General features: G+C 58.4%; 19 protein-coding genes. 8 read left to right on the forward strand and 11 right to left on the reverse strand.

Translation table 11 applies throughout. The features are described 5' to 3' along the window. Positions 1-4 precede the first annotated feature (4 nt). The 3 genes from GOV91_RS06635 to GOV91_RS06645 form a co-directional block, all read right to left on the reverse strand. A complete protein-coding gene (locus GOV91_RS06635; protein WP_171234900.1) occupies positions 5-1336 on the reverse strand; it encodes an FAD-binding oxidoreductase in 1332 nt (443 codons plus the stop codon). A 138-nt stretch (positions 1337-1474) separates the two neighbouring features. Beyond that, on the reverse strand, positions 1475-1750 hold the full coding sequence (locus GOV91_RS06640) for a hypothetical protein (protein WP_171179267.1): 276 nt from the start codon (positions 1748-1750) through the stop codon (positions 1475-1477). Between the two features lie 264 nt (positions 1751-2014). Beyond that, a complete protein-coding gene (locus GOV91_RS06645; protein WP_171234901.1) occupies positions 2015-3673 on the reverse strand; it encodes an NAD+ synthase in 1659 nt (552 codons plus the stop codon). A 154-nt stretch (positions 3674-3827) separates the two neighbouring features. Between GOV91_RS06645 and GOV91_RS06650 the strand changes: the two genes are divergently transcribed. Then, positions 3828-5309 carry an MORN repeat-containing protein gene (locus GOV91_RS06650; RefSeq protein WP_171234902.1) on the forward strand — a complete coding sequence of 494 codons (1482 nt, stop codon included), beginning with the start codon at positions 3828-3830 and terminating at the stop codon, positions 5307-5309. A gap of 4 nt (positions 5310-5313) precedes the next feature. Here GOV91_RS06650 and GOV91_RS06655 read toward each other — a convergent pair whose 3' ends face one another. After that, the gene (locus tag GOV91_RS06655) at positions 5314-5979 is read right to left on the reverse strand and encodes an SDR family NAD(P)-dependent oxidoreductase (protein WP_171234903.1); all 666 of its coding nucleotides are present in this window, start codon (positions 5977-5979) and stop codon (positions 5314-5316) included. Between the two features lie 291 nt (positions 5980-6270). Here GOV91_RS06655 and GOV91_RS06660 point away from each other — a divergent pair, with 291 nt between their 5' ends. Further along, entirely contained in the window at positions 6271-7839 is a 1569-nt protein-coding gene (locus GOV91_RS06660) for a 2-isopropylmalate synthase (protein ID WP_171179258.1), read from the forward strand. Between the two features lie 105 nt (positions 7840-7944). Here GOV91_RS06660 and GOV91_RS06665 read toward each other — a convergent pair whose 3' ends face one another. After that, a complete protein-coding gene (locus GOV91_RS06665) occupies positions 7945-8730 on the reverse strand; it encodes a 23S rRNA (adenine(2030)-N(6))-methyltransferase RlmJ (RefSeq protein WP_171179256.1) in 786 nt (261 codons plus the stop codon). A gap of 155 nt (positions 8731-8885) precedes the next feature. Between GOV91_RS06665 and GOV91_RS06670 the strand changes: the two genes are divergently transcribed. The 6 genes from GOV91_RS06670 to GOV91_RS06695 are packed head-to-tail and all read left to right on the forward strand — an operon-like array spanning position 8886 to position 15452. Next, the gene (locus tag GOV91_RS06670; protein ID WP_039523195.1) at positions 8886-9932 is read left to right on the forward strand and encodes a rod shape-determining protein; all 1047 of its coding nucleotides are present in this window, start codon (positions 8886-8888) and stop codon (positions 9930-9932) included. A 58-nt stretch (positions 9933-9990) separates the two neighbouring features. After that, complete coding sequence (gene mreC / locus GOV91_RS06675; RefSeq protein WP_171234904.1) at positions 9991-10893, forward strand: rod shape-determining protein MreC; 903 nt, start codon at positions 9991-9993, stop codon at positions 10891-10893. Beyond that, positions 10886-11422: a rod shape-determining protein MreD gene (locus tag GOV91_RS06680; protein ID WP_171234905.1), complete on the forward strand. Its 537-nt coding sequence runs from the start codon at positions 10886-10888 to the stop codon at positions 11420-11422. The genes mreC and GOV91_RS06680 overlap by 8 nt, the downstream gene beginning before the upstream one ends. Further along, the gene (gene mrdA, locus GOV91_RS06685; RefSeq protein ID WP_171234906.1) at positions 11419-13368 is read left to right on the forward strand and encodes a penicillin-binding protein 2; all 1950 of its coding nucleotides are present in this window, start codon (positions 11419-11421) and stop codon (positions 13366-13368) included. The genes GOV91_RS06680 and mrdA overlap by 4 nt, the downstream gene beginning before the upstream one ends. Continuing rightward, positions 13365-14504 (forward strand): rod shape-determining protein RodA, encoded by a 1140-nt coding sequence (gene rodA, locus GOV91_RS06690; protein WP_171179247.1) that lies wholly within the window; start codon positions 13365-13367, stop codon positions 14502-14504. Before mrdA ends, rodA begins: the two co-directional genes overlap by 4 nt. Before the next feature lie 15 nt (positions 14505-14519). Continuing rightward, the gene (locus tag GOV91_RS06695) at positions 14520-15452 is read left to right on the forward strand and encodes a glyoxylate/hydroxypyruvate reductase A (RefSeq protein WP_171234907.1); all 933 of its coding nucleotides are present in this window, start codon (positions 14520-14522) and stop codon (positions 15450-15452) included. Between the two features lie 2 nt (positions 15453-15454). Here the strand turns inward: GOV91_RS06695 and GOV91_RS06700 are convergent, their stop codons facing one another. The 6 genes from GOV91_RS06700 to GOV91_RS06725 form a co-directional block, all read right to left on the reverse strand. After that, entirely contained in the window at positions 15455-17470 is a 2016-nt protein-coding gene (locus GOV91_RS06700; protein WP_171234908.1) for a M3 family metallopeptidase, read from the reverse strand. Positions 17471-17545: 75 nt separating this feature from the next. Then, complete coding sequence (locus GOV91_RS06705) at positions 17546-18595, reverse strand: molybdopterin-synthase adenylyltransferase MoeB (RefSeq protein WP_171234909.1); 1050 nt, start codon at positions 18593-18595, stop codon at positions 17546-17548. Next, positions 18595-19050 carry a dUTP diphosphatase gene (gene dut, locus GOV91_RS06710; protein WP_171234910.1) on the reverse strand — a complete coding sequence of 152 codons (456 nt, stop codon included), beginning with the start codon at positions 19048-19050 and terminating at the stop codon, positions 18595-18597. The genes GOV91_RS06705 and dut overlap by 1 nt, the downstream gene beginning before the upstream one ends. Before the next feature lie 15 nt (positions 19051-19065). Next, positions 19066-20262 (reverse strand): bifunctional phosphopantothenoylcysteine decarboxylase/phosphopantothenate--cysteine ligase CoaBC, encoded by a 1197-nt coding sequence (gene coaBC, locus GOV91_RS06715; protein WP_171234911.1) that lies wholly within the window; start codon positions 20260-20262, stop codon positions 19066-19068. A 63-nt stretch (positions 20263-20325) separates the two neighbouring features. Further along, positions 20326-21150, reverse strand: a complete 825-nt coding sequence (locus tag GOV91_RS06720) for a ChaN family lipoprotein (RefSeq protein ID WP_171179235.1) — start codon at positions 21148-21150, stop codon at positions 20326-20328. Continuing rightward, positions 21147-22025, reverse strand: a complete 879-nt coding sequence (locus tag GOV91_RS06725) for an RNA polymerase factor sigma-32 (RefSeq protein WP_171179233.1) — start codon at positions 22023-22025, stop codon at positions 21147-21149. The genes GOV91_RS06720 and GOV91_RS06725 overlap by 4 nt, the downstream gene beginning before the upstream one ends. Positions 22026-22105: the final 80 nt, after the last annotated feature.

Below are 22105 nucleotides of genomic sequence, written 5' to 3' on the forward strand. Positions count from 1 at the left end.
GCCGTTAATACCCCGGATCCGGCCTCACTTTCGAGCCGTCGGTGAACCGCGAAAGGCGAAAGGCGGCCGGATCCACGCAAGGCGTCGTTTCAGCGACAAGATCGGCGATCAACCGTCCGGCGCTTGGACCAATGCCAAATCCATGGCCAGAGAATCCTGTGCCAATGAATAGGCCCTGCAACTCATCAACACCTGAGATCACCGGAATGGCGTCAGGCGTAACGTCGATCATTCCGGCCCAACTTTGCACGACTTCGCTGTTCAGTAGTGCCGGGAACCCTTTGCAGGCGCTACCCCAAGCGTGCCGCAAAACCTTTTGAGACGGTTCAGGGTCCAGAACCCGGCACTTTTCGAACGGGGTCACATCGGTTGGCTGCCAGCGTCGATCCTGACGCGCTTCGATCGTCCAGCGTTTGGACAGGCGAAAGCGCAAGGATTTCCACTCCTGCGCAAAGGCAGGCAAGAACCGATTTGCAAGCCGGAAGCTGTCGGGCACAATGTCCACCGTGTTTTCGTGGCCAGACGCAATGGTATAGCCGCCATCCGCGCGCTTGCGGATCGCAAAATCGTCGGACCACAGCGCAGGCCCAGGCCCATCTTGCACGGGGGATGTGCGAAGCACTGTGTTCAAAACCTTGAGTTGCGGCAGCTCGACGCCCGCGTTGCCAGCAAACAACCGCGACCAGGCCCCACCCGCCAGAACGACGCGTCCGCAAACCACTTTTCCACGCTCGGTAAAGACACCGGAAATGTGCCCATCCTTGGTTTCGACGCTGCGGACTGCACATTGCGTCATGATCACAGCGCCCCGGTCTCGTGCAGCCTCGGCAATAGCCGGAGCAGCCCATTGCGGCTCGGCACGACCGTCCTGCGGCATGTAAAGCGCCGCTGTCAGACCTGTTTGGTGCCCATGCAGTAAATCGGAAAGTTCACCGCCGGACACCATCCTGGCCCCAGTCTGCAATCCCTCAACATGACGCATCCATTTTTGCAGATTAGCCGCGTCTCTTGCACCGGACGCCCCAAACAGTATGCCGGATTGGGTGTAGCCCGTTTTACGCCCCAGACGGTCGTCCAGCGATTGCCAGATACGCAAAGCCTCTTGCATAAGGGGAATTTCCCTGGGATCGCGCATACCCAGACGCACCCAACCCCAGTTGCGAGAACTCTGCTCTGCTGCAATCTGACCTTTTTCACACAAAAGAACGGACGCGCCGCGTTCAGCTAGCTCCAATGCCGTTGAAACGCCGATGATGCCACCGCCAATAACAACAACATCCACATGTTTGGGCAGAGCCAGATCAGATTCAACTGGGGTCGGTTTGGGTGCGGTCATCAATAGGTCTTACATCGGTCGCTTGGACCAGTATGGAGACCTGCCTGCCGCGTATAGGCAATGTGAATTCCGAGCGTTGTTGCAGTATTTTCGACACCTGTGGCCCAGGTGCCGAAATCGGTGTCAGCAACGAGCGTATTAGGCCGCGCCGGACAACTCTGCCCATTTCTGGCGCAAGATCGCCGACAACCCGTTTTGTTTGGATGCCGCTTGATTTGTTACTTCCTTTTGCGGCAGCAACCTCGGAAACTCGGTTCGGAAATTGAGTGCAGCAAGCTCATCCAATTCTCGCTGTTCCTCCATTAGATTGGCGATCGCCGCATCCAGCTTTTCTTCATCCAATTCTTGCGGCTGCGTCTCTATAGACCGCCATTTCAAAGGTGTATGAAGCGAATTGTCATATTCCTTGTACATTTTACCACCACACCGTTCACTCAGACATCTAACCCGGGATGCGTCGCTCGTACCGCGAACCAATTTTACGCGTACAGATTAAATTGCGTCGCACCCGCCCCACATCGGGCAACTTCTAAGCAAAAATGTGGCAGAAAAATGTCGCGCAGGCAAGCTTGAGGCAGCCGTAACCGCCTCAAATCACAATCAATTTCTCACACTTGGGATACAATTTTGCCTAATCTATAGACACTGTTTCCAAACTGGCCGTCCGGCCCCTGGTTTTCAGGTCCGATCGCGCCATCGATTCACAATTGGATAGCGCCGATCCAGCCAGAACGCCCGCTTGCTGAGGCGCGTACCGGGGGCAGACTGGAACCGTTTGTATTCACTGATGTAAATCAGATGTTCGACCCGCCGGGCCTCGGCTACGTCATACCCGGCAGCGACGCAGTCGGCGATTGAGCCATCCTGATCGACCAAAATCTCAAGGATACCGTCCAGAACCGGGTAGTCGGGCAAGCTGTCGCTGTCCTTCTGGTCTGCGCGCAGCTCGGCACTTGGTGGTTTGTCGATAATGGACGGGCGGATCACCTCGCACTTGGGACCCATCATCCAGTCACGATGATTGACGTTGCGCCAACGGCAGGTTTCAAACACGCGGGTTTTGTACAGATCTTTGATCAGATTATAACCGCCATTCATGTCGCCATAGATCGTGGCATAGCCCACTGCGACCTCGGACTTGTTGCCGGTGGTCAACAGCATTTCACCAAACTTGTTCGAGATCGCCATCAGCAACAGTCCACGCAGGCGAGACTGAATATTTTCCTCGGTCAGTCCTTCGTCCAGCCCTGCAAACAAAGGCGCCAGAGTATTCGTTACCGCGGCCCGGCCCTCGGAAATCGGCACAAAATCATAGTGCACGCCCAGCGCCTTGGCGACGGCCTCGGCATCATCCAGCGAAGCCTGGCTGGTATATTCCGATGGCAACATCACACAGCGCACGTTTTCGGCCCCGATGGCGTCAACCGCGATGGCCGCCACCAAGGCAGAATCGACCCCGCCTGACAGACCAAGAAGCGCCTTTTTGAAACCCGTCTTGCCCATATAGTCCCGCAGCGATTGCACCATCGCGCGGTAATCCTGCTCCCATACATCTGGCTGAGGAACGATTTCGGCCGGCGTAATCCGCCAGCCATCGTCACCACGCTCAAGGTCCACTTGTGAGACAGTTTCGTCAAAAACAGGCATCCGGAAGGCCAGCTCTCCACCCGGATTCAGGCCAAAGCTAGCACCGTCAAAAACCTGATCGTCCTGCCCGCCCACCATGTTCAGGTAAATCAGCGGCAGACCTGTTTCGACAACCCGTGCCACCATGTGATTTAGGCGCACGTCATACTTGTTGCGGAAATAGGGCGATCCGTTGGGGATCAGCAGAAACTCGGCCCCGGTTTCCTCGAGCGTTTCTGCGACGTCCGGGTGCCAGCCATCCTCGCAAATCGGGCTGCCAATTCGGAAGTTTCCAACTGAATACGGCCCACCCAACGGTCCGGCATCGTACAGGCGCACTTCGTCAAAAACGGTTTCGTTCGGCAAATGATGTTTCAAAACCTTGCTGGTGATCCGCCCGTTCTTGAGGATCAGGTAGGCATTGAACAGCTTGCCTTCTTCGGCCCAAGGCGAACCGATTGCAATCGCGGGGCCGTCTGCACAAGTTTTGGCCAACGCCTCGACGGCCGCCATGGCCGCTCGGTGAAACACTGACTTCTGAACAAGATCCTGCGTGTTGTACCCGGTGATGAACATCTCGGGGAAAGCCACCAGATCAGCACCGGCCGCCTTGCCTTGTTGCCACGCGGAAACGGCCTTGTCTGCGTTGCCTTCGATGTCGCCCACGGTTGGGTTCAGTTGCGCCAAAGTGATGCGGAAACGGTCGGCCATGCTGCCCTCTTGCCTCGTCAGTACTATTGCCATTTAGCAGATCACCGCGCGAGTAAAAGGCCAATGCGGCAAAAGCCGTTGCCCTGCCTTCGACGGTATCCTAGTTTTGCTTTCAAAGATGCAACCAGCGATGACCCGGCAGGCAGGACCGAAAATGAACGTGATCCGATACTCGATTTTGGCAGCGGGGCTAAGTCTGTCCGCGGCGACAGCGTTTGCGCAGGACGGAACGGTCATCGTCAAAGATGACGAGGTTGGCGGCGTCTATGAAGGCACCTATGAAAACGGTTTGCGTCACGGGACGGGGACGTACAGGCTGCCCAACGGGTTTGAATACACGGGCCAGTGGGTTGAAGGCGAGATTCAGGGTCAGGGCTTGACCCGCTATCCGGACGGGTCGATCTATGAAGGCAGTTTTGCCAAAGGCCAACCCGAAGGGCGCGGTAAGATCGTTTACGCCAATGGCAGCAGCTATGACGGCGAATGGTCCAACGGGTCGATAAACGGTACGGGAATTGCAGAATTTGCAAATGGCACGCGCTATGAAGGTGAGTTCAAAAACGCCCAGCGACATGGCAAAGGCATTCTGACTTTTCCCGACGGATACATCTATGATGGCGACTGGGTTGATGGTCAGCGGCAGGGCAAGGCCAAAGTCACCTACGCGGACGGCAGTGTGTATGAAGGCGACGTCAGTGCAGGTTTGCGCGACGGCACGGGCACGCAAACCATGCCCGATGGAATGACCTATTCCGGTGAATGGGCGCAGGATCAGATCACCGGCACCGGTCGCCTGACCTATGCCAATGGCGATGTCTACGAGGGCGAACTGGTAAAAGGGCGCCGTCAGGGCAAAGGCAAAGTGACCCACGCGCAAGGCGACGTGTACGAAGGCGACTTTGTCGATGATCGCCGCCAGGGCAAGGGCACGTTCACCGGCACGGACGGCTTTGTGTATACCGGCGACTGGAACCAGGGACAGATCGAAGGTCTGGGAGAGCTGACTTATCCCGACGGTTCGGTCTATGTCGGTGATTTTGTTGCCGATCTGGCCGAGGGAACTGGCCGCATCACCTATCCCGATGGATCAACTTATGAAGGCGATTGGATCGCGGGCGTGATCGAGGGTCAGGGCACGGCCACTTATGCCAACGGAATGATCTACAAGGGCCAGTTCAAGAACGCGCAAAGCCATGGCAAGGGCGTCGTGACACGCGCGGACGGTTCGGTCTATGACGGCGACTGGGTCGATGGCGTTCGCCAGGGCAAAGGCAAAGCGACCTATTCCGACGGGACCATCTATACCGGTGATTTTCTGAACGGAAAACGACATGGCAAAGGGGAAATCGTGACCCCTGCCGGTTTCAAATACGTGGGCGACTGGTCCGAAGGTAAGATCGAAGGTGTGGGTGTTGCCACCTATTCGAACGGCGATGTGTACGAAGGCAATTTTGTCGATAACAAGCGCCAGGGCAGCGGAAAGATGCGCTATGCCAACGGGCAGGAAGAAACTGGTATTTGGGAAAACGGAGTCTTGCCGGGCCGGGCCTCTGACCAGCAAAGCGAGTCAGACACGCCGGATCCACAGCCCGCGCCGGATGATCAGGCCGAAACGCCCGAGGCCTCCGACGGGTAAACGCTCACCAAGGAACGGGTTGTCCGGCCCAATCAAAGAAACCGCCGGTATCCTCTGGCGTCAGTCCATTGATCACGGATAACAGGTTTTGGGCGGCGACCTCCGGCTCGACGGCGGGATGCCGATTCAAGTACTTCTGAGTGAACGCAGTTTTCACGGTCCCTGGATGCAAGGCGACACAAATCGCCTGCTTATGCGTCCGCGACAGCTCGATGGCTGAGGTATGGACAACCTGATTTACCGCAGCCTTGGCGGCCCGGTAGCTGATCCAGCCCCCCATCCGATTGTCCCCGATGGATCCCACGCGCGCCGAGAGAACCGCAACAACCGATCGTCCCTTGCGTGGCAAAAGCCTGTGCGCCCGGCTCAGCACCAAAGCCGGACCTACCGCGTTGAGTGCAAATTGATCCATCATCGCCTTGGCTGAAACTGCACGAATTGTCTTTTCCGGTGCAGCGCCTTCGATCTCCAACGCTCCGGATGCGACCAGTATCAAGTCAAAGAGATCGGACAGCCCATCAATGATCGGCAACGCACGGTCAGGGTCAGTAAGATCGAACCCATCCATTGACCGCGACAGACCCGTTACCGAGACGCCTTGCGACTCTAAGGTAGTACAAACCGCAGCGCCAATGCCACCCGAGGCTCCGATGATCAATGCTGTTTTCATCTGCATCCAGCTAGCTGCGCAGAGGGCACAATCAAGTTGGTCTGGAATTAGAAAGCCAGCGCAGGACCTGTTGGACGCAAATTGGCCTTTTCATTCCTGGCGGGCTCTGTATAACCTCAATCCCATGATCAACCGTGCAGATATCCTTTGTGCCGACACCGCCATGCGCGGTGCGTCTCTGCGTGGCCTACTGATCCTAATCCGCCTCTGAGCGTGCCATCCGGCGCGCCCGCTCAGAGGAGGACGCCAGCGCGCCAAGAAGGCTTTAGGACAGACAAGAAAGAGATTCCCATGACAAACGTGACCGACCAAGACCGCGTCTTGATCTTCGATACCACTTTGCGCGACGGCGAGCAGAGCCCCGGCGCGACCATGACCCATGACGAAAAGCTGGAGATTGCCGAGCTGCTGGACGAAATGGGCGTCGACATCATCGAGGCTGGCTTTCCAATCGCGTCCGAGGGTGATTTCAAGGCGGTGTCCGAGATCGCCCAACGCGCGAAGAACAGCCGCATCTGCGGTCTGGCGCGCGCTAACTTCGCCGACATTGATCGCTGTTGGGAGGCGGTGAAACACGCCGAGCAAAACCGGATTCACACGTTTATCGGCACTTCTCCGCTGCACCGCGCCATTCCGAACCTTACAATGGATGAGATGGCCGACAAGATCCACGAAACGGTCAGCCACGCGCGTAATCTGTGCGAAAACGTACAGTGGTCGCCTATGGATGCGACGCGGACGGAGTGGGACTACCTGTGCCGCGTAATCGAGATTGCGATCAAAGCCGGGGCAACCACGATCAACATTCCAGATACTGTAGGATACACCGCACCGGTCGAAAGCGCTGACCTGATCAAACGCCTGATCGAAACAGTTCCCGGCGCGGATGAGGTGATCTTTGCCACCCATTGCCACAACGACCTGGGCATGGCGACCGCGAACTCGCTGGCCGCAGTCGCCGGTGGCGCGCGTCAGATCGAATGCACCATCAACGGGTTGGGCGAACGTGCGGGCAACACCGCGTTGGAAGAAGTCGTGATGGCCCTGCGCACCCGCAATGACATCATGCCTTGGCACACCGGTATCGACACCACCAAGATCATGCATATCTCCCGTCGCGTGGCGACAGTGTCGGGGTTCAACGTGCAGTTCAACAAGGCCATTGTTGGCAAGAACGCCTTTGCGCATGAAAGCGGCATCCATCAAGACGGGATGCTCAAGAACCGCGAAAACTTTGAAATCATGCGCCCCGAGGACATTGGCCTGTCCGGTACTTCTCTGCCGCTGGGCAAACACTCGGGCCGCGCGGCGCTGCGCGACAAGCTTGAGACTTTGGGTTTTGAGGTTGGTGACAACCAACTCAAAGACATCTTCGTGCGATTCAAGGATCTGGCCGACCGCAAGAAAGAGGTGTTTGACGACGACCTCATCGCGTTGATGACGATGGATGATCACGATGACTACCTGCAGCTTGTCTCGATGAAAGTGACCTGCGGCACAGGTGGTCAGGCGGAATCCACGGTCGAGTTGGAAATGGACGGCAAGGACGTTATCGCCACTGAACATGGTGACGGACCGGTGGACGCGACCTTCAAAGCGATACGGGCAATCTATCCCAACACCGCCCGCCTTCAGCTGTATCAGGTTCATGCGGTCACCGAAGGCACAGATGCGCAAGCTACCGTTTCTGTTCGCCTGAGCGAGGATGGCATGATCGCCACAGGCCAGTCAGCCAATACAGACACGGTGGTGGCCTCGGCCAAAGCGTATATCCACGCGCTGAACCGCCTGATCGTACGGCGCGAAAAAGCGGGTCCCGGTGCTGATACGCGTGAGATCAGCTATAAAGACCTGACCTGAACGGCCCAAGGGCTCCCGCACCCGCGGCGGCCCGGCTTCGCCGTCCCTTCTTGGGCTTTGGGCCCGGCAGCGCGCTTATGGCGCGCTGCCGGGCCCAACTTCTTTTCAAAGCTGGTCAAACAAAGTGGACAGACGTTCCACTTCGTCTTCGATGCCAAACGGGGCGTTGATGATGAACATGCCGGAGCCGACCATCCGATGCCCTTGACGAACCGGAGGGAACGTCACCTCGTGACAGACAGCTTTGGGGTAGTTTTGCAACTTCAAAGCACGGGTCATGGGCAGGTGGCGCTTATCCGAAAGGATGGGATACCACAGCGCAATGATACCGACATTCCACTTACGGTGCAGCTTGGCGATGATCCCGGGCAGCCGGTCATAATCGGTTTTCACCTCATAACTCGGGTCGATCAGCAGCATACCCCTGCGAGGTGTGGGTGGAAGCAGGGATTGCGCCAGCGCAAAACCGTCTTGCTGGTAAACCTTGGCCCCAAAGGGCGACATGGCCAAGGCCAGAGCGGCATGTTCTTGTGGGTGAAGTTCCGCAAAATGCAAGCTGTCCTGATCCCGCAGCAGATTGGCCGCAACCAGTGGCGATCCGGGATAAGCAGAGGAACCGTGCCGCGCCTGCACGCGGTGCAAAACGCGCGCCATTGGATGATCATCCCCGAACCAACCCTCTTGCTGTGCACGCTTGATCCCTGCAGCCGCCTCGCCGGTGCGCACGGCTTCGGCCGCATCCAGCTTGTACAAACCCCGCCCGGAATGCGTTTCGATATAGCTGAGCGGCTTGTCCTTGCGTGTCAGATAATTCAGCACCCAGGCCAACAATGCGTGCTTTTGGACATCAGCCAGATTGCCGGCGTGGTAAATGTGTTGATAAGAGAGCATTTTGCCTTCTAAAGTCCCAATCAATAAGGCGGAAAGGTGCTGATTGTCGCGGAATCAGCCCTTTTACCGGGCGTGATGGCACCCTATAAGTCATCCGTCCCGGAACCGTCGAGTCGCGGGCAGTAGAAAAACCGACATACAGGATCAGGGGAAACATGGGGATCTTTGGCAATCTGGGCGGCCTGTTCACAGCGGATATGGCTATCGACCTTGGAACAGCAAACACGCTGGTTTACGTCAAGGGGCGCGGTGTCATCCTGTCTGAACCCTCGGTGGTTGCCTATCACGTCAAGGACGGTGTGAAAAAGGTTCTTGCTGTTGGCGAGGATGCCAAGCTGATGCTGGGCCGGACCCCCGGTTCGATCGAAGCCATCCGCCCGATGCGCGAAGGTGTGATTGCCGACTTCGACACAGCGGAAGAGATGATCAAGCACTTCATCCGCAAAGTGCACAAGCGCTCGACCTTCTCAAAACCCAAGATCATCGTCTGTGTGCCTCATGGTGCGACGCCGGTCGAAAAACGCGCGATCCGTCAATCGGTTCTGTCAGCGGGCGCGCGCCGCGCGGGCCTGATCGCCGAACCGATTGCAGCCGCAATTGGCGCAGGGATGCCGATCACCGACCCGACCGGCAACATGGTCGTCGACATCGGCGGCGGCACAACCGAAGTTGCGGTTCTGTCGCTGGGTGACATTGTTTACGCCCGCTCGGTCCGCGTTGGTGGCGACCGTATGGACGAAGCCATCATCTCGTACTTACGTCGCCAACAAAACCTGCTGGTCGGTGAATCCACCGCTGAGCGGATCAAGACCACCATCGGCACCGCCCGTATGCCCGACGATGGCCGTGGCCAGTCGATGCACATCCGAGGGCGCGACCTGCTGAATGGTGTACCCAAGGAAATTGAGATCAGCCAGGCCCAGGTTGCCGAAGCACTCTCGGAACCCGTACAGCAGATTTGCGAAGCGGTTATGACCGCTCTGGAAACCACTCCGCCCGATCTGGCGGCAGATATTGTGGACCGGGGTGTGATGCTAACCGGCGGCGGTGCGCTTCTGGGTGATCTGGATCTGGCCCTGCGCGAACAGACTGGTCTGGCCGTGTCGATTGCAGATGAAAGCCTGAATTGTGTGGCTTTGGGCACCGGCAAGGCGCTAGAATATGAAAAACAGCTGCGCCACGCGATTGACTACGAAAGCTAAGGCGCGCACCCTCTGCACATAGGGTAAATTCGGCACGAGCAGCACGGGAAGGTAACCTGTGGCAAAAGACCGATCACAGCGCGATGACTACACAACCCCCTTGCGGCGTTTGCTGTTGGGCATCGTTATTCTGTGTTTACTGGGTATCTTTCTGGTCTGGCGTATTGATAGCCCGCGCGTGGAACGGTTCCGTGCGCAGGTGGTAGATACGGTCGTTCCTTCGATGGAATGGGCCATGATTCCCGTAACGGCCACAGTCAATCTTGTGCGCGACTTTCAAAGCTACCAACGCCTGAGCGAACAAAACCGTGAACTGCGCAGCGAATTGCGCCTGATGCGCGCCTGGAAAGAGGCCGCGCTGCAACTAGAGCAGGAAAACGCGCGGTTGTTGGATCTCAACAACGTACGTCTTGATCCGCGCCTGACTTATATCACCGGTGTTGTGATGGCCGACAGCGGCTCGCCTTTCCGGCAATCTGTTTTGCTGAACGTAGGCGAGCGCGACGGTATCGTCGATGGATGGGCCACGATGGACGGCATCGGTCTTGTTGGACGGATCTCGGGTGTTGGTTCCGATACAGCCCGCGTTATTCTGGTGACAGATGCCACCAGCGCCATCCCTGCTACCATCCAACCATCGGGTCAGACTGCGTTGATCAAAGGCGACAACACGCCTGCGCCTGTGGTCGAGTTCCTTGAGAACCGAGAACTGGTTCGCCCCGGAGATCGCGTCATTACTTCAGGCGACGGCGGCGTGTTTCCGGCTGGCCTGCTGATCGGCCAGATTGCAGCGGATCCGGGTGGCCAGTTGCGCGTGCGCTTGTCGGCTGATTTCGAACGGCTGGAGTTTTTGCGGGTTCTGCGATTCAACTCAGCCCCGACCATTCGGGACCCCGGTGGCATCGTCGGCCCCACCCGCCCCGAAGCCGCTCTGTCTCCTGAAGAATTGAGCGATGGATAAACCAGCCTCTCATAACTGGGCCATGCGAGGCCTTTTTGCGGCGCTGGCCTTCTTGGTGCTGTTCCTGCACTTGTTGCCGCTGGATGCACAACCCAACCGCTGGCCCTTTCCTGACGTTCTGATTGCCCTGACCTTTGCCTGGGTGCTGCGTCGCCCAGATTATGTCCCAACCCTGCTGGTTGCGTTCGTGATGTTGATGGCGGATCTTCTTCTGCAACGCCCACCCGGTCTTTTGGCGGCACTGGTTGTCTTTGGATCAGCCTATCTGCGTTCGGCGGCACCCGGTATGAAAGATGCCGGTTTTGTCGGAGAATGGATGTCCGTTGGCGTGGTCATCACGGGCGTCTTTCTGGCGAACAGGGTCATTCTTTCGATCTTGTCTGTGCAACAGGCCGCGTTGTGGCCCGTCATGATCCAGCTTATTCTGACGATCGCCTGCTATCCCGCCATTGTGGGACTCAGCCAAAGCGTGTTCGGGGTCCGTCGCATGTCCGCGTCGGATGCCAGTGCTGTAGGAGGTCGGGCATGAAGCCACGCAAGCCCAAGTCTCAGGGTCTGGCCTATAAACGCCTGCCAAGGCGGGCTCTGCTTCTGGGTGGCCTGCAAGCGGTCTTTGTTGGCGGACTAGCGGCACGTATGCGGTTCATGCAGGTGGATCAGGCCGATGAATATCGCCTTCTGGCCGAGGAAAACCGCATCAACATCCGTCTAATCCCCCCGGACCGCGGGCGGATCTATGACCGGAACGGGCAGATCATTGGCCAGAACTCTCCATCCTACCGTATCGTCATTGTGCGCGAAGACGCTGGTGATGTGGACCAAGTGATCCGCAAGTTATCAGAACTGATCCCGCTGAACGAGGATGAGATCGAACGGGCCATGACCGAGATGCGCCGCTCAGCCCCGTTCTTGCCGGTCACGCTGGCCGATCAGGTCACGTGGGAAGACATATCGAAAGTCGCGGTCAATGCCCCTGCACTGCCGGGTGTCACGCCCGAAGTGGGTTTGACACGACAATATCCACGCTATGAGGACTTCGCCCACATCGTTGGATATGTCGGACCGGTCAGTGACTACGACCTCAGTCAGATCGAAGACCCTGAACCCGTTCTGCGAATCCCCCGATTTCAGATCGGAAAGGTGGGTCTTGAGGCAAGGCAGGAAATCTCATTGCGCGGCAAGGCAGGCGCCAAGCGTGTCGAAGTCAACGCCACCGGTCGTGTCATGCGCGAGCTGGACCGGCAAGAAGGTCAACCCGGGGCCGACTTGCAGCTGTCCGTCGATGCAGACCTTCAACAATACGCCCAAGCCCGTTTGGCCGGGGAAAGCGCCGCCGCTGTCGTGATCGATTGCGAAACTGGTGATCTGCGCGCAATGGCCTCGGCGCCCAGCTTCGATCCCAACCTGTTCGTACGTGGTATCTCGGTCGCGGATTACCGTATGCTGACACAGGACAAGTATCGCCCGTTGGCAAACAAGACGGTCCAGGGCACTTACCCGCCCGGTTCGACATTTAAGATGGTTACCGCGTTGGCAGCGCTTGAGGCCGGAGTCGTCGGCCCCGGCAACACCGTTTACTGCCCCGGCCATCTTAAAGTCGGCAGCCGTCGCTTCCACTGCTGGAAGCGTGGTGGTCATGGTATGGTAGACCTGAACACTTCGCTAAAACGCAGTTGCGACGTGTATTATTACGACGTGGCGATAAAAGTCGGCATCGACAGAATCTCCGAGATGGCCAACACACTTGGACTGGGCATAAAACACGACATCCCCATGTCCGCCGTGCGCGCCGGGCTAGCACCCAATCAGGAATGGAAACAGAAGGTGCATGGCGAAGATTGGCTTATCGGCGATACGGCCAACGCGTCCATCGGACAGGGGTTCATGTTGGCGTCGCCCATGCAACTGGCTGTAATGACAGCACGGATTGCCACCGGACGCGCGGTCTCGCCCCGTCTGGTGCGGTCTGTCAACGGGGTTGAGCAACCTAGCGGTGCAGGTGAACCGCTCACGATCAACCCAACCAATCTCAGACACATCCGAGAAGCGATGTGGTCCGTTTCAAACGACCGTCGCGGCACTGCTTATCGCAGCCGTATCATCGCAGATGATCTCCGCATGGCGGGTAAAACCGGCACAAGTCAGGTGCGCAACATTACCAAAGCCGAACGTGCCGCCGGTGTGATCCGCAACGAGGATCTGCCCTGGGAACGCCGCGACCACGCGTTGTTCGTCAGCTTTGCCCCCTACGACAAACCCAAATACGCCATTGCTGTCGTAGTTGAACATGGGGGCGGGGGGTCCAAGGCGGCAGCCCCGGTGGCGCGGGATATCATGCTTCAGGCCCTTTACAACGGCACGCCGCCACTCGACGCGTATCCCGTCGGCGACCGGGACCGTATCAAGGAACAGCAAAAACGGCTTGAAGGTGACCGTCGTCCCAAAGCGCGTCCTGACGGAAAGGACCGCGCATGAGCTATCTTGAATATGCCGTCAAATCCACACCGTCTGGATTCCGGAAATTCCTCTACATGAACTGGCCCCTGACCCTGCTGCTGATCAGCACGGCCAGCGCTGGATTCCTGATGTTGTATTCGGTTGCGGGTGGTTCGTGGACGCCCTGGGCCGAGCCGCAGATGGAACGGTTCGGTCTTGGCCTGACAGCGATGTTCATCATTGCACTGGTGCCAATCTGGTTCTGGCGCAACATGTCCGTTCTGGCCTATCTGGGCTCGGTCGCTTTGCTGGTGTTTGTTGAACTGTTTGGCACCATCGGCATGGGCGCGCAGCGCTGGATCGACCTTGGTTTCATGCGTTTGCAACCATCAGAAGTCATGAAGGTCGCACTGGTTATGGTGCTGGCGGCCTACTACGACTGGCTGCCGTCGCACAAGACATCCCGACCGCTGTGGGTTTTTATCCCCGTGGCACTGATCATCCTGCCTACCTTGTTGGTTCTGAAGCAACCGGACCTTGGCACATCGATCCTTCTGTTGGCCGCTGGTGGCGGGCTGATGTTTCTGGCGGGCGTCCACTGGGCTTATTTTGCGGCTGTTATCGCTGCGGTCGTGGGTTTGATCGCCGCTGTGTTCAACAGCCGCGGGACGGATTGGCAATTGCTCAAGGACTATCAGTTCCGCCGGATTGACACCTTTCTTGACCCCTCGACCGACCCATTGGGCGCGGGGTACCATATCACGCAGTCCAAGATCGCCCTCGGGTCCGGCGGCTGGAACGGGCGCGGTTTCATGCAAGGAACACAGTCCCGTTTGAATTTTCTGCCTGAAAAGCACACCGACTTCATTTTCACGACGCTGGCGGAAGAGTTCGGATTTGTAGGAGGTATCACGCTGTTGATCCTCTACGCGCTGATCCTTGTGTTCTGTATGGTTACGGCTCTTGCTACCAAGGATCGGTTTTCCTCACTGGTCACTCTGGGCATCGCACTGAACTTTTTCCTTTTCTTTGCCGTCAACATGTCGATGGTGATGGGCATGGCCCCGGTTGTCGGCGTACCTTTGCCAATGGTCAGCTATGGCGGATCGGCCATGCTGGTGCTGATGGCTGCGTTCGGCATCGTCCAAAGCGCACATATTCACCGCCCCCGCTGATCTGAAAGGCCCACGATGCCCGCTAACGTCCTGTTTTCCGCACGCTCTGCTCTGTGGCCCGTGTATGAACCGCTGCTGACTCAGTGCCTGGCTGACGCAAAGGTCGACGCGCGGCTCAGCACGGAATTTAAACCGGATCAGGTCGACTATGTCGTTTATGCCCCCAACGGCGGAGTACACGATTTCACGCCCTTCACCCGTCTGAAAGCTGTACTGAGCCTTTGGGCTGGTATCGAGAAAATCGCGGATAATGAAACGCTGACCGTCCCATTGGCGCGGATGGTGGATCACGGATTGACGCAGGGCATGACTGAATGGGTGGTTGGGCACGTGCTGCGCTACCACCTAGGGATAGACCGGCACATCCTTGTGCAGGATGGCGTCTGGGAACCGGAGGCACCGCCATTGGCAAAAGAGCGTGTCGTCTGCATTTTAGGGCTGGGCACGTTGGGCGAGGCCGCAGCCCTAGCCCTGACTGCGCTTAACTTTCAAGTCACCGGTTGGAGCCGCACCGCCAAAGACATCCCCGGCGTGACCTGCTTGCATGGCTCCGAAGGGCTTCGCCAAGCGCTTTCTCAGGCTGAAATCGTGGTACTATTGCTGCCCGATACCCCCGCCACGGAAAACGCGCTGAATGCCGAAACGTTGGCCTTGCTGCCTAAGGGCGCGCGGATCATCAACCCGGGTCGCGGCCCGCTGATTGATGACGACGCGCTTCTGGATGCGCTGAACTCTGGTCAGGTTGGGCACGCAACGCTGGACGTGTTCCGTGTCGAGCCCTTGCCCGAAGACCATCCCTACTGGACACATCCGAACGTGACTGTGACCCCTCACATCGCGTCTGAGACCCGCCCGGTCACAGCCGCGCAGGTCATTTGCGAAAACATCCGACGTGGCGAAGCCGGTGAGCCCTTTGTGCATTTAGTGGATCGCACGCTGGGTTACTGAATTCAGGCCGCGATCAAGCCGCGGCCTTTCAACAGGGCGTCCACGCCCGGTAATCGACCCCGGAACGCCAGATACAGGTCTTCTGCTTCTCGCGACCCGCCGGTGGACAGAATGTTGTCTTCCAGTGCCTTGGCGCGTTCGGTATCAAAGGCACCGCCCGCCTCTTCAAAGGCGGCGAAGGCGTCAGCATCCATCACCTCGGACCACATGTAGCTGTAGTAGCCCGAGCTATAGCCATCACCGGCAAAGACATGGGCAAAGTGGGGCGTGGCGTGGCGCATCCCGATGGCATGCGGCATCCCGAGGTCCGCCAGAACTTCGGCCTGTTTTGCCATCGGATCTGCCGGGGCATCCCCATCATGGAAGGCCAGATCAACAAGGGCCGAAGCAACATATTCCACGGTCTGGAACCCTTGATCGAAATTAGCGGCTTTCAACACTTTCTGCAGCATCTCCTGCGGCATTGGCTCACCCGTTTCGGCATGGGTCGCAAATTCGGCCAGAACCTCGGGCACTTCCAGCCAGTGTTCGTAAAGCTGGCTGGGCAGTTCGACAAAATCACGCGCGACCGAAGTGCCCGAGATGCTTTCATAGGTCACATTCGACAGCATCTGATGCAGGGCGTGGCCGAATTCGTGGAACAATGTCCGCGCGTCGTCATAAGACAGCAGCGCCGGATCACCCTTGGCAAAGTTGCAGACATTGATCACAACCGGCGCCTGATCTTTCGGGAACTTCGCCTGCGCCCGCATCGCGCTGCACCACGCACCAGACCGTTTCGATCCCCGCGCAAAGTAGTCACCGATGAAAACGGCAATATGCTGCCCGCCACGTGTGACTTCCCAGGCCCGGCAATCCGGGTGATAGAGCGGAACGTCCAGCGGCGCGAATTCCAGCCCGAACAGGCGGTTTGCGCAGGCAAGAGACGCCTCGATCATACGATCCAGTCGCAGATAGGGTTTCAGGGCCGCCTCATCCAGATCGTGTTCCGCCTTGCGCCGCTTTTCGGCGTAATAGCGCCAATCCCAGGCTTCCAGCGGACCGTTGATGCCGTCTTCCTGCATCATCTGCGTCAGGATCTCGGCGTCAGCATCGGCACGGGATTTTGCCGGTTCCCACACCTGCATCAACAGTTCACGCACGCGGTCCGGTGTGCGGGCCATTTCGGTTTCCAGCTTGTAGTCGGCGAAACTGTCATAGCCCAGCAGCTTGGCGCGTTCCTCACGCAGCGCCAAAATCTCGGCCGCAATGTCGCAATTGTCGGTGTCGCCCCCATTGGCTCCGCGCGCGGCCCAGGCGCGATATGCTTTTTCGCGCAGGTCCCGACGGGGCGAGAATTGCAGGAACGGCACAATCAGCGACCGCGACAGGGTCACCACTGGTCCCTGTGCCTCTTTCTCTTGCCCCGCAGCGCGGGCCGCGCCCACGACGAAATTCGGCAGGCCCTGCAGGTCCTCTTCGGTCAGGTCCATGAACCATTCCCGTTCATCCGCCAACAGATTCTGAGTAAAAGACGTCCCCAAAGAGGCGAGGCGAGACTTGATTTCTTGCATCCGGGCGTCGTCTTCGCCTTCCAGCGCCGCGCCAGCACGCACGAAACCGCGATGGGTCAACATCAGCACACGCGCCTGTTCTCCGGTCAGGTTCAGATCATCGCGCCGCGCCCATAGATCGGCCACGCGTTTGAACAGCGCCTTGTTCGAAGAAATGCCGGAAAAATGTGCCGACAGTTTGGGGGAGAACTCTCGCTGCAACTCTTCCCGTCTGGGATTGCTGTCTGCCCCTGCAACCGTGAAAAAGACCGACAGAACCTTGTCCAACTGCTCGCCCGCAGCCTCCAAAGCCTCAATCGTATTGGCAAAGGTCGGAGCGTCAGAATTCTCGGCAATCGCAGCGATCTGATCGTTATGCGCCGTCATTGCCTGATCCAGCGCCGGGGTAAAATCATCGTCCGAAATTTCGGCAAAGGGAGCAATTTCAAACGGGGTGGTCCAGCTGGACAGGATCGGGTTGGTCATTCGGATCTCCTTTGACCCTATAGCTAAGTCGCCAAGGCCTGGTGTTCCAGAACCCACAGCCTGAGGAAAGAAAGGTTAATCGTTCTCGAGGCCGCAAACAGGGCAATCGTCGCGGCGGGTCAGCGTGATTTTTCGGCTTTCGCCGTACAGCGCGTCATAGATCAGCATCTCGCCGCGCAGCGCCGTGCCTGCGCCAGTGATCACCTTGATCGCCTCGACCGCCATCATCGACCCAACAACGCCGGGCAAGGGGCCGATTACTCCGGCCTCAGAACAGGACGGGGCCAGACCGGGGGCTGGCGCTTCGGGGAAAATGCACTGATAGCAGGGGCTGCCGTTGGCCGGGTCAAACACACTCAGCTGCCCCTCCCACTGCGACAAGGCCCCCGAGATCAAAGGCTTGCCAAGCGCGACGGCCGTGCGGTTGGCCAGATAGCGCGTGTCAAAATTATCGGTCCCGTCAAGGATAAGATCGAAGTCGGCAAACAAATCGGTCGCGATCTCTTCGTTCAACCGTCGTTGATAGGGCAGAACCACCACGTTCGGGTTTTGCGCCTCCATCGCTTGTTGGGCCGAAAAGACCTTGGGCATCCCGATATCTGCGTCCCGGTGAATGACCTGCCGTTGCAGGTTGGCGTTCTCGACGATGTCGTCATCTATGACGCCGATTGTGCCCACCCCAGCTGCTGCCAGATATTGCAAAGCAGGGGCCCCCAAACCACCCGCGCCAATCACCAGCACCCGTGCTTTTTTCAGCTTTTTCTGCCCCGGACCGCCCAATTCGCGCAATACGATGTGACGGGCATAGCGGTCCAGCTCGGTCTCGGTAAATCGGTCGGAGGGCATGGTAGGTTCCTGATCTGAAACGGACTCTGCGCGATTGCGCAGGGCTTTCAGCACCCTTCCATACACCAAAACAATCGCGCCGAAACCCACAAGGATCAGCCACATTGCCGCCGAGCCGCCCGTCGCCTGACGCAGCGGATGCCCGTCTGGCAAGATCAGATGAGACAGGATCACTCCGGCCAAAAGCACACTGACCGAAACCACACGCGCTGTTTTTGACGTGCCGGCGATATAGCCCACACCCCAAAGTCCCGCAGCCAGAACAAAAACCAGCAGCATCAGCCGCGCCCGGTTGAGCCAAAGCCGCCGGACCCGCGACCAGTTTCGCCCAATTCCTCAGCCAACTCGAAGGTGGCCTGCACGACAGGCGCGACCACCAGTTGCGCGATGCGCTCACCATGGGCAATTTCGAAGCGGTCCTGACCTGCGTTCATCACGATCACGCCCAAGGGTCCGCGATAGTCACTGTCGATGGTGCCTGGCGTGTTGGGCAGTGTAATCCCGTGTTTCAGCGCAAGGCCCGAGCGGGGACGGACCTGAATCTCGTACCCCTGGGGAATTTCGATACGCAGGCCAGTTGGCACGAGTGTGCGTTGGCCAGGTTCCAACACGATAGGGGTGCCGTCTGGCAGATTGGCGCGCACATCCGCCCCGGCGGCACCAGCCGTTTCGTAAGACGGAAGCGCGACAGCGGGGTCTGCACCGTCTTCGCGGATCACTCGAATTGCAACCATGCCCATGCCTTTCCTTCAGCCTGCCAATGCGTCCGCGATCTTTGCCGCCAGACGCCGAGCAACTTCGTCCTTGCCCAAGCGCGGCCATTCTTCGGTGCCACTGCCCGAGATCAGAATGACCGCATTCTCGGACCCACCCATGATGCCGGTTGCCGGGCTTACATCGTTCGCAACGATCCAATCGCAGCCTTTGCGAAGGCGCTTGGCGGTGGCGTGTTCAACCACATCGTCCGTTTCCGCCGCAAAGCCCACCACCAGCGGCGGGCGGCCCACATCCATCTGGGATACACGTTTCAGAATGTCCGGGTTTTCGGCAAATTCTAGAACCGGCAAACCATCCCGGCTTTTCTTCAGTTTCTTGTCCGATGCGCTTGCCACACGCCAATCCGCGACCGCCGCCGCGAATACACCCGCATCGACGGGCAGAGCGGTATCGACCGCGTCAGACATCTGTTGCGCCGTCTCAACGGGTACGACCTGTACACCTGCCGGAGGGGGCACGTCGGCAGGGCCAGTGACAAAAATCACCTCGGCCCCCAAATGCGCCAGTGCCCGCGCCACAGCAGCACCCTGCGCACCGGACGACCGGTTCGCGATATAGCGCACCGGATCAATCGGTTCATGCGTCGGGCCAGACGTCACCAGCACGCGTTTGCCAGCCAAAGGTCCCGCAGTCAGCTGTGCCTCAATCGCCGCGACAATTTCCAGCGGTTCAGACATGCGTCCCGGGCCGAATTCGCCGCAGGCCATGTCACCCTCATTTGGCCCGACAAAGCGTACCCCATCGGCTTGAAGCTGCTTGAGGTTGCGTTGCGTGGCCGGGTGGTCCCACATCCGTACATTCATCGCGGGCGCGCAAAGAACGGGCGTGTCCGTCGCCATCAAAAGGGTCGACGCCATATCGTTGGCCAGCCCAGAGGCCATCTTGCCCATAAGATCTGCCGTTGCGGGGGCGACAACGATCAGATCGGCCGAGCGCGACAATTGAATATGCCCCATCTCGGCCTCATCGGTAAGATCGAACAGATCGCGATAGACTTTCTCTCCGGCCAACGCAGACACTGACAAAGGCGTCACAAATTCTTCCGCTGCACGGGTCAGAACCGGTGTCACAGCAGCCCCACGCTCTCGCAGCCTGCGGATCAGATCCAGCGACTTATAGGCCGCAATCCCGCCGCCGATTATCAGCAGAATACGTTTGGATGACAGCATGTTCAGCCCTTCCTGTGCCGGTCGGCCCTGACATTAGGCAAGGCCAGCAGGTAGTTCCAGCGATTAATTCTGCACCTGAAACGCCGCACAGGGGTCTTCACGCTCTATCGACGGGCTGTCGATTACCAAGTCGAAGTCGCCATCGATAATGCCATCTTCGGATTGCCCTACCGCAACCACTTTCCATCCTGGCTGAAGGCGCGCAAGATAAGTCGGGATACCCCGATCTGTCCGCGCGTGGCCATTGCCTGTGATCACCGCAACCGGCCCTCCGGTTTCCTCCATGGCGCGCACCACCGCACGGGCCAAAACCGCATCGCGCAAGCGTTGGATCGCAACCATCTGCGGCAGCATTTCAACTGGCAAAGCATCGCAATGAGCGGCCAGTTGATCCGCCTCCCGCGCGGATTGTTCCTCGGGCGACAGCGGCACGGTCAGACCATACCGTGCCGCGTCTGCGCCCAAAGCCGTCGCCGCACCGCGTTCCATCGCTGCGCGCGCAGCTGTGCGGGGCACCATTGCCCCATAGACGGGCGCACTTGAGGCTTGGAAAACCGGGTAATACATACTGAGCGGAGGCCACCCGCTTTCGGCCCATTTAAGGATGCGCCCCAGTTCATCAGGGTCAGACACTGCCTTTTGCGACAGCCGCTGAGCACCCTCTTCTGTCACCATCTCCCATACAACGGCCGATGGTGACAGCGCTTCAAGTGCTTCGGCCTGTATGTGGTGGTGCCTGGGGTTGTCATGTACTTCGCCCAAAATCACCACATCGACGCCCCGCATCGCTGTCAGAACGTCATCAGGGATCAAATCCTTCGCCGCGCCTGAACGCGCGGCGAAAACCGTAAGGCCAAGAACACACACAAGAATCGCAACATGTTTCATGCGATGAAGTGTTGCACCTCGCGCGACTGGGCTTCAAGGTTCTTACGCATTTTTGAAAACGCCGCGGCTTCTAGTTGGCGCACGCGCTCCTTGGACAATCCCAGTTCATCGCCCAAGCTCTCCAACGTTCTGGCGGGTTCGCGCAACTTGCGTTCGCGCACGATGAAACGTTCGCGGTCGTTCAGCGCATTCATCGCGGTCAGCAACCACTCGCGCAGTTGAGCTGTGTCATGGCTGTGCTCAACAGAATCCGCAGCCTGTTCGCGATCATCCTCTAACGCATCGATCCACTCGCGCCCGTCTTCGTCCGCAGACTGAACCGCGTTCAGCGAAAAATCCGAACCGGACAAACGCCCTTCCATCATTTCCACGTCGCGCAGAGGAACGCCAATCTCGGTAGCAATCATCTGATGCAGCTGGTGTCGATCCAACTCCAAGCCTTCGGTCGCCGCCTCACGCTCTAGCCGTGCCTGCACCCGCCGCATGTTGAAAAACAAGGACTTTTGGGATGAGGTGGACCCAGTCCGCACCATGGACCAGTTCCGCATCACATAATCCTGGATGCTCGCCTTGATCCACCACACGGCATAAGTCGAAAAACGCACACCACGGTCCGGGTCGAACTTGTCTGCCGCTTTCATCAGGCCCAACCCGGCCTCTTGAATAAGATCGTTCATCGGCGCGCCATAGCGTTTGAATTTGGCTGCCATCGAAATGGCCAGACGCATATAAGCGGTAATTAGACGGTGCAAAGCCTGTTCATCACGGTCATCCCGCCAGGCGTACGCCAGTTTGAGTTCTGTTTCCGCATCCAGCAGCTCGGCCTTCATCGCTTGCCGGGACATCGAAAAGTCTGTCGCATTATCCAGTGCCATAAACCTCTCCCCTGTTTTGCAGGCGCTGGCCGGACTTGCTTTGCCGACCTATGACCTTTACGCAAAACAGCACCAATCGG

This window comes from Ruegeria sp. HKCCA6837, from assembly GCF_013034475.1.
Classification (GTDB): Bacteria; Pseudomonadota; Alphaproteobacteria; order Rhodobacterales; family Rhodobacteraceae; genus Ruegeria.

What these genes read in the sequence shown, in the direction of transcription:
- GOV91_RS06635 (WP_171234900.1), bottom strand. Translation starts at nt 1,336, where the DNA reads ATGACCGCACCCAAACCGACCCCAGTTGAATCTGATCTGGCTCTGCCC.
- GOV91_RS06640 (WP_171179267.1), bottom strand. Translation starts at nt 1,750, where the DNA reads ATGTACAAGGAATATGACAATTCGCTTCATACACCTTTGAAATGGCGG.
- GOV91_RS06645 (WP_171234901.1), bottom strand. Translation starts at nt 3,673, where the DNA reads ATGGCCGACCGTTTCCGCATCACTTTGGCGCAACTGAACCCAACCGTG.
- GOV91_RS06650 (WP_171234902.1), top strand. Translation starts at nt 3,828, where the DNA reads ATGAACGTGATCCGATACTCGATTTTGGCAGCGGGGCTAAGTCTGTCC.
- GOV91_RS06655 (WP_171234903.1), bottom strand. Translation starts at nt 5,979, where the DNA reads ATGAAAACAGCATTGATCATCGGAGCCTCGGGTGGCATTGGCGCTGCG.
- GOV91_RS06660 (WP_171179258.1), top strand. Translation starts at nt 6,271, where the DNA reads ATGACAAACGTGACCGACCAAGACCGCGTCTTGATCTTCGATACCACT.
- GOV91_RS06665 (WP_171179256.1), bottom strand. Translation starts at nt 8,730, where the DNA reads ATGCTCTCTTATCAACACATTTACCACGCCGGCAATCTGGCTGATGTC.
- GOV91_RS06670 (WP_039523195.1), top strand. Translation starts at nt 8,886, where the DNA reads ATGGGGATCTTTGGCAATCTGGGCGGCCTGTTCACAGCGGATATGGCT.
- GOV91_RS06680 (WP_171234905.1), top strand. Translation starts at nt 10,886, where the DNA reads ATGGATAAACCAGCCTCTCATAACTGGGCCATGCGAGGCCTTTTTGCG.
- mrdA (WP_171234906.1), top strand. Translation starts at nt 11,419, where the DNA reads ATGAAGCCACGCAAGCCCAAGTCTCAGGGTCTGGCCTATAAACGCCTG.
- rodA (WP_171179247.1), top strand. Translation starts at nt 13,365, where the DNA reads ATGAGCTATCTTGAATATGCCGTCAAATCCACACCGTCTGGATTCCGG.
- GOV91_RS06695 (WP_171234907.1), top strand. Translation starts at nt 14,520, where the DNA reads ATGCCCGCTAACGTCCTGTTTTCCGCACGCTCTGCTCTGTGGCCCGTG.
- GOV91_RS06700 (WP_171234908.1), bottom strand. Translation starts at nt 17,470, where the DNA reads ATGACCAACCCGATCCTGTCCAGCTGGACCACCCCGTTTGAAATTGCT.
- GOV91_RS06705 (WP_171234909.1), bottom strand. Translation starts at nt 18,595, where the DNA reads ATGCTGCTGGTTTTTGTTCTGGCTGCGGGACTTTGGGGTGTGGGCTAT.
- dut (WP_171234910.1), bottom strand. Translation starts at nt 19,050, where the DNA reads ATGGTTGCAATTCGAGTGATCCGCGAAGACGGTGCAGACCCCGCTGTC.
- coaBC (WP_171234911.1), bottom strand. Translation starts at nt 20,262, where the DNA reads ATGCTGTCATCCAAACGTATTCTGCTGATAATCGGCGGCGGGATTGCG.
- GOV91_RS06720 (WP_171179235.1), bottom strand. Translation starts at nt 21,150, where the DNA reads ATGAAACATGTTGCGATTCTTGTGTGTGTTCTTGGCCTTACGGTTTTC.
- GOV91_RS06725 (WP_171179233.1), bottom strand. Translation starts at nt 22,025, where the DNA reads ATGGCACTGGATAATGCGACAGACTTTTCGATGTCCCGGCAAGCGATG.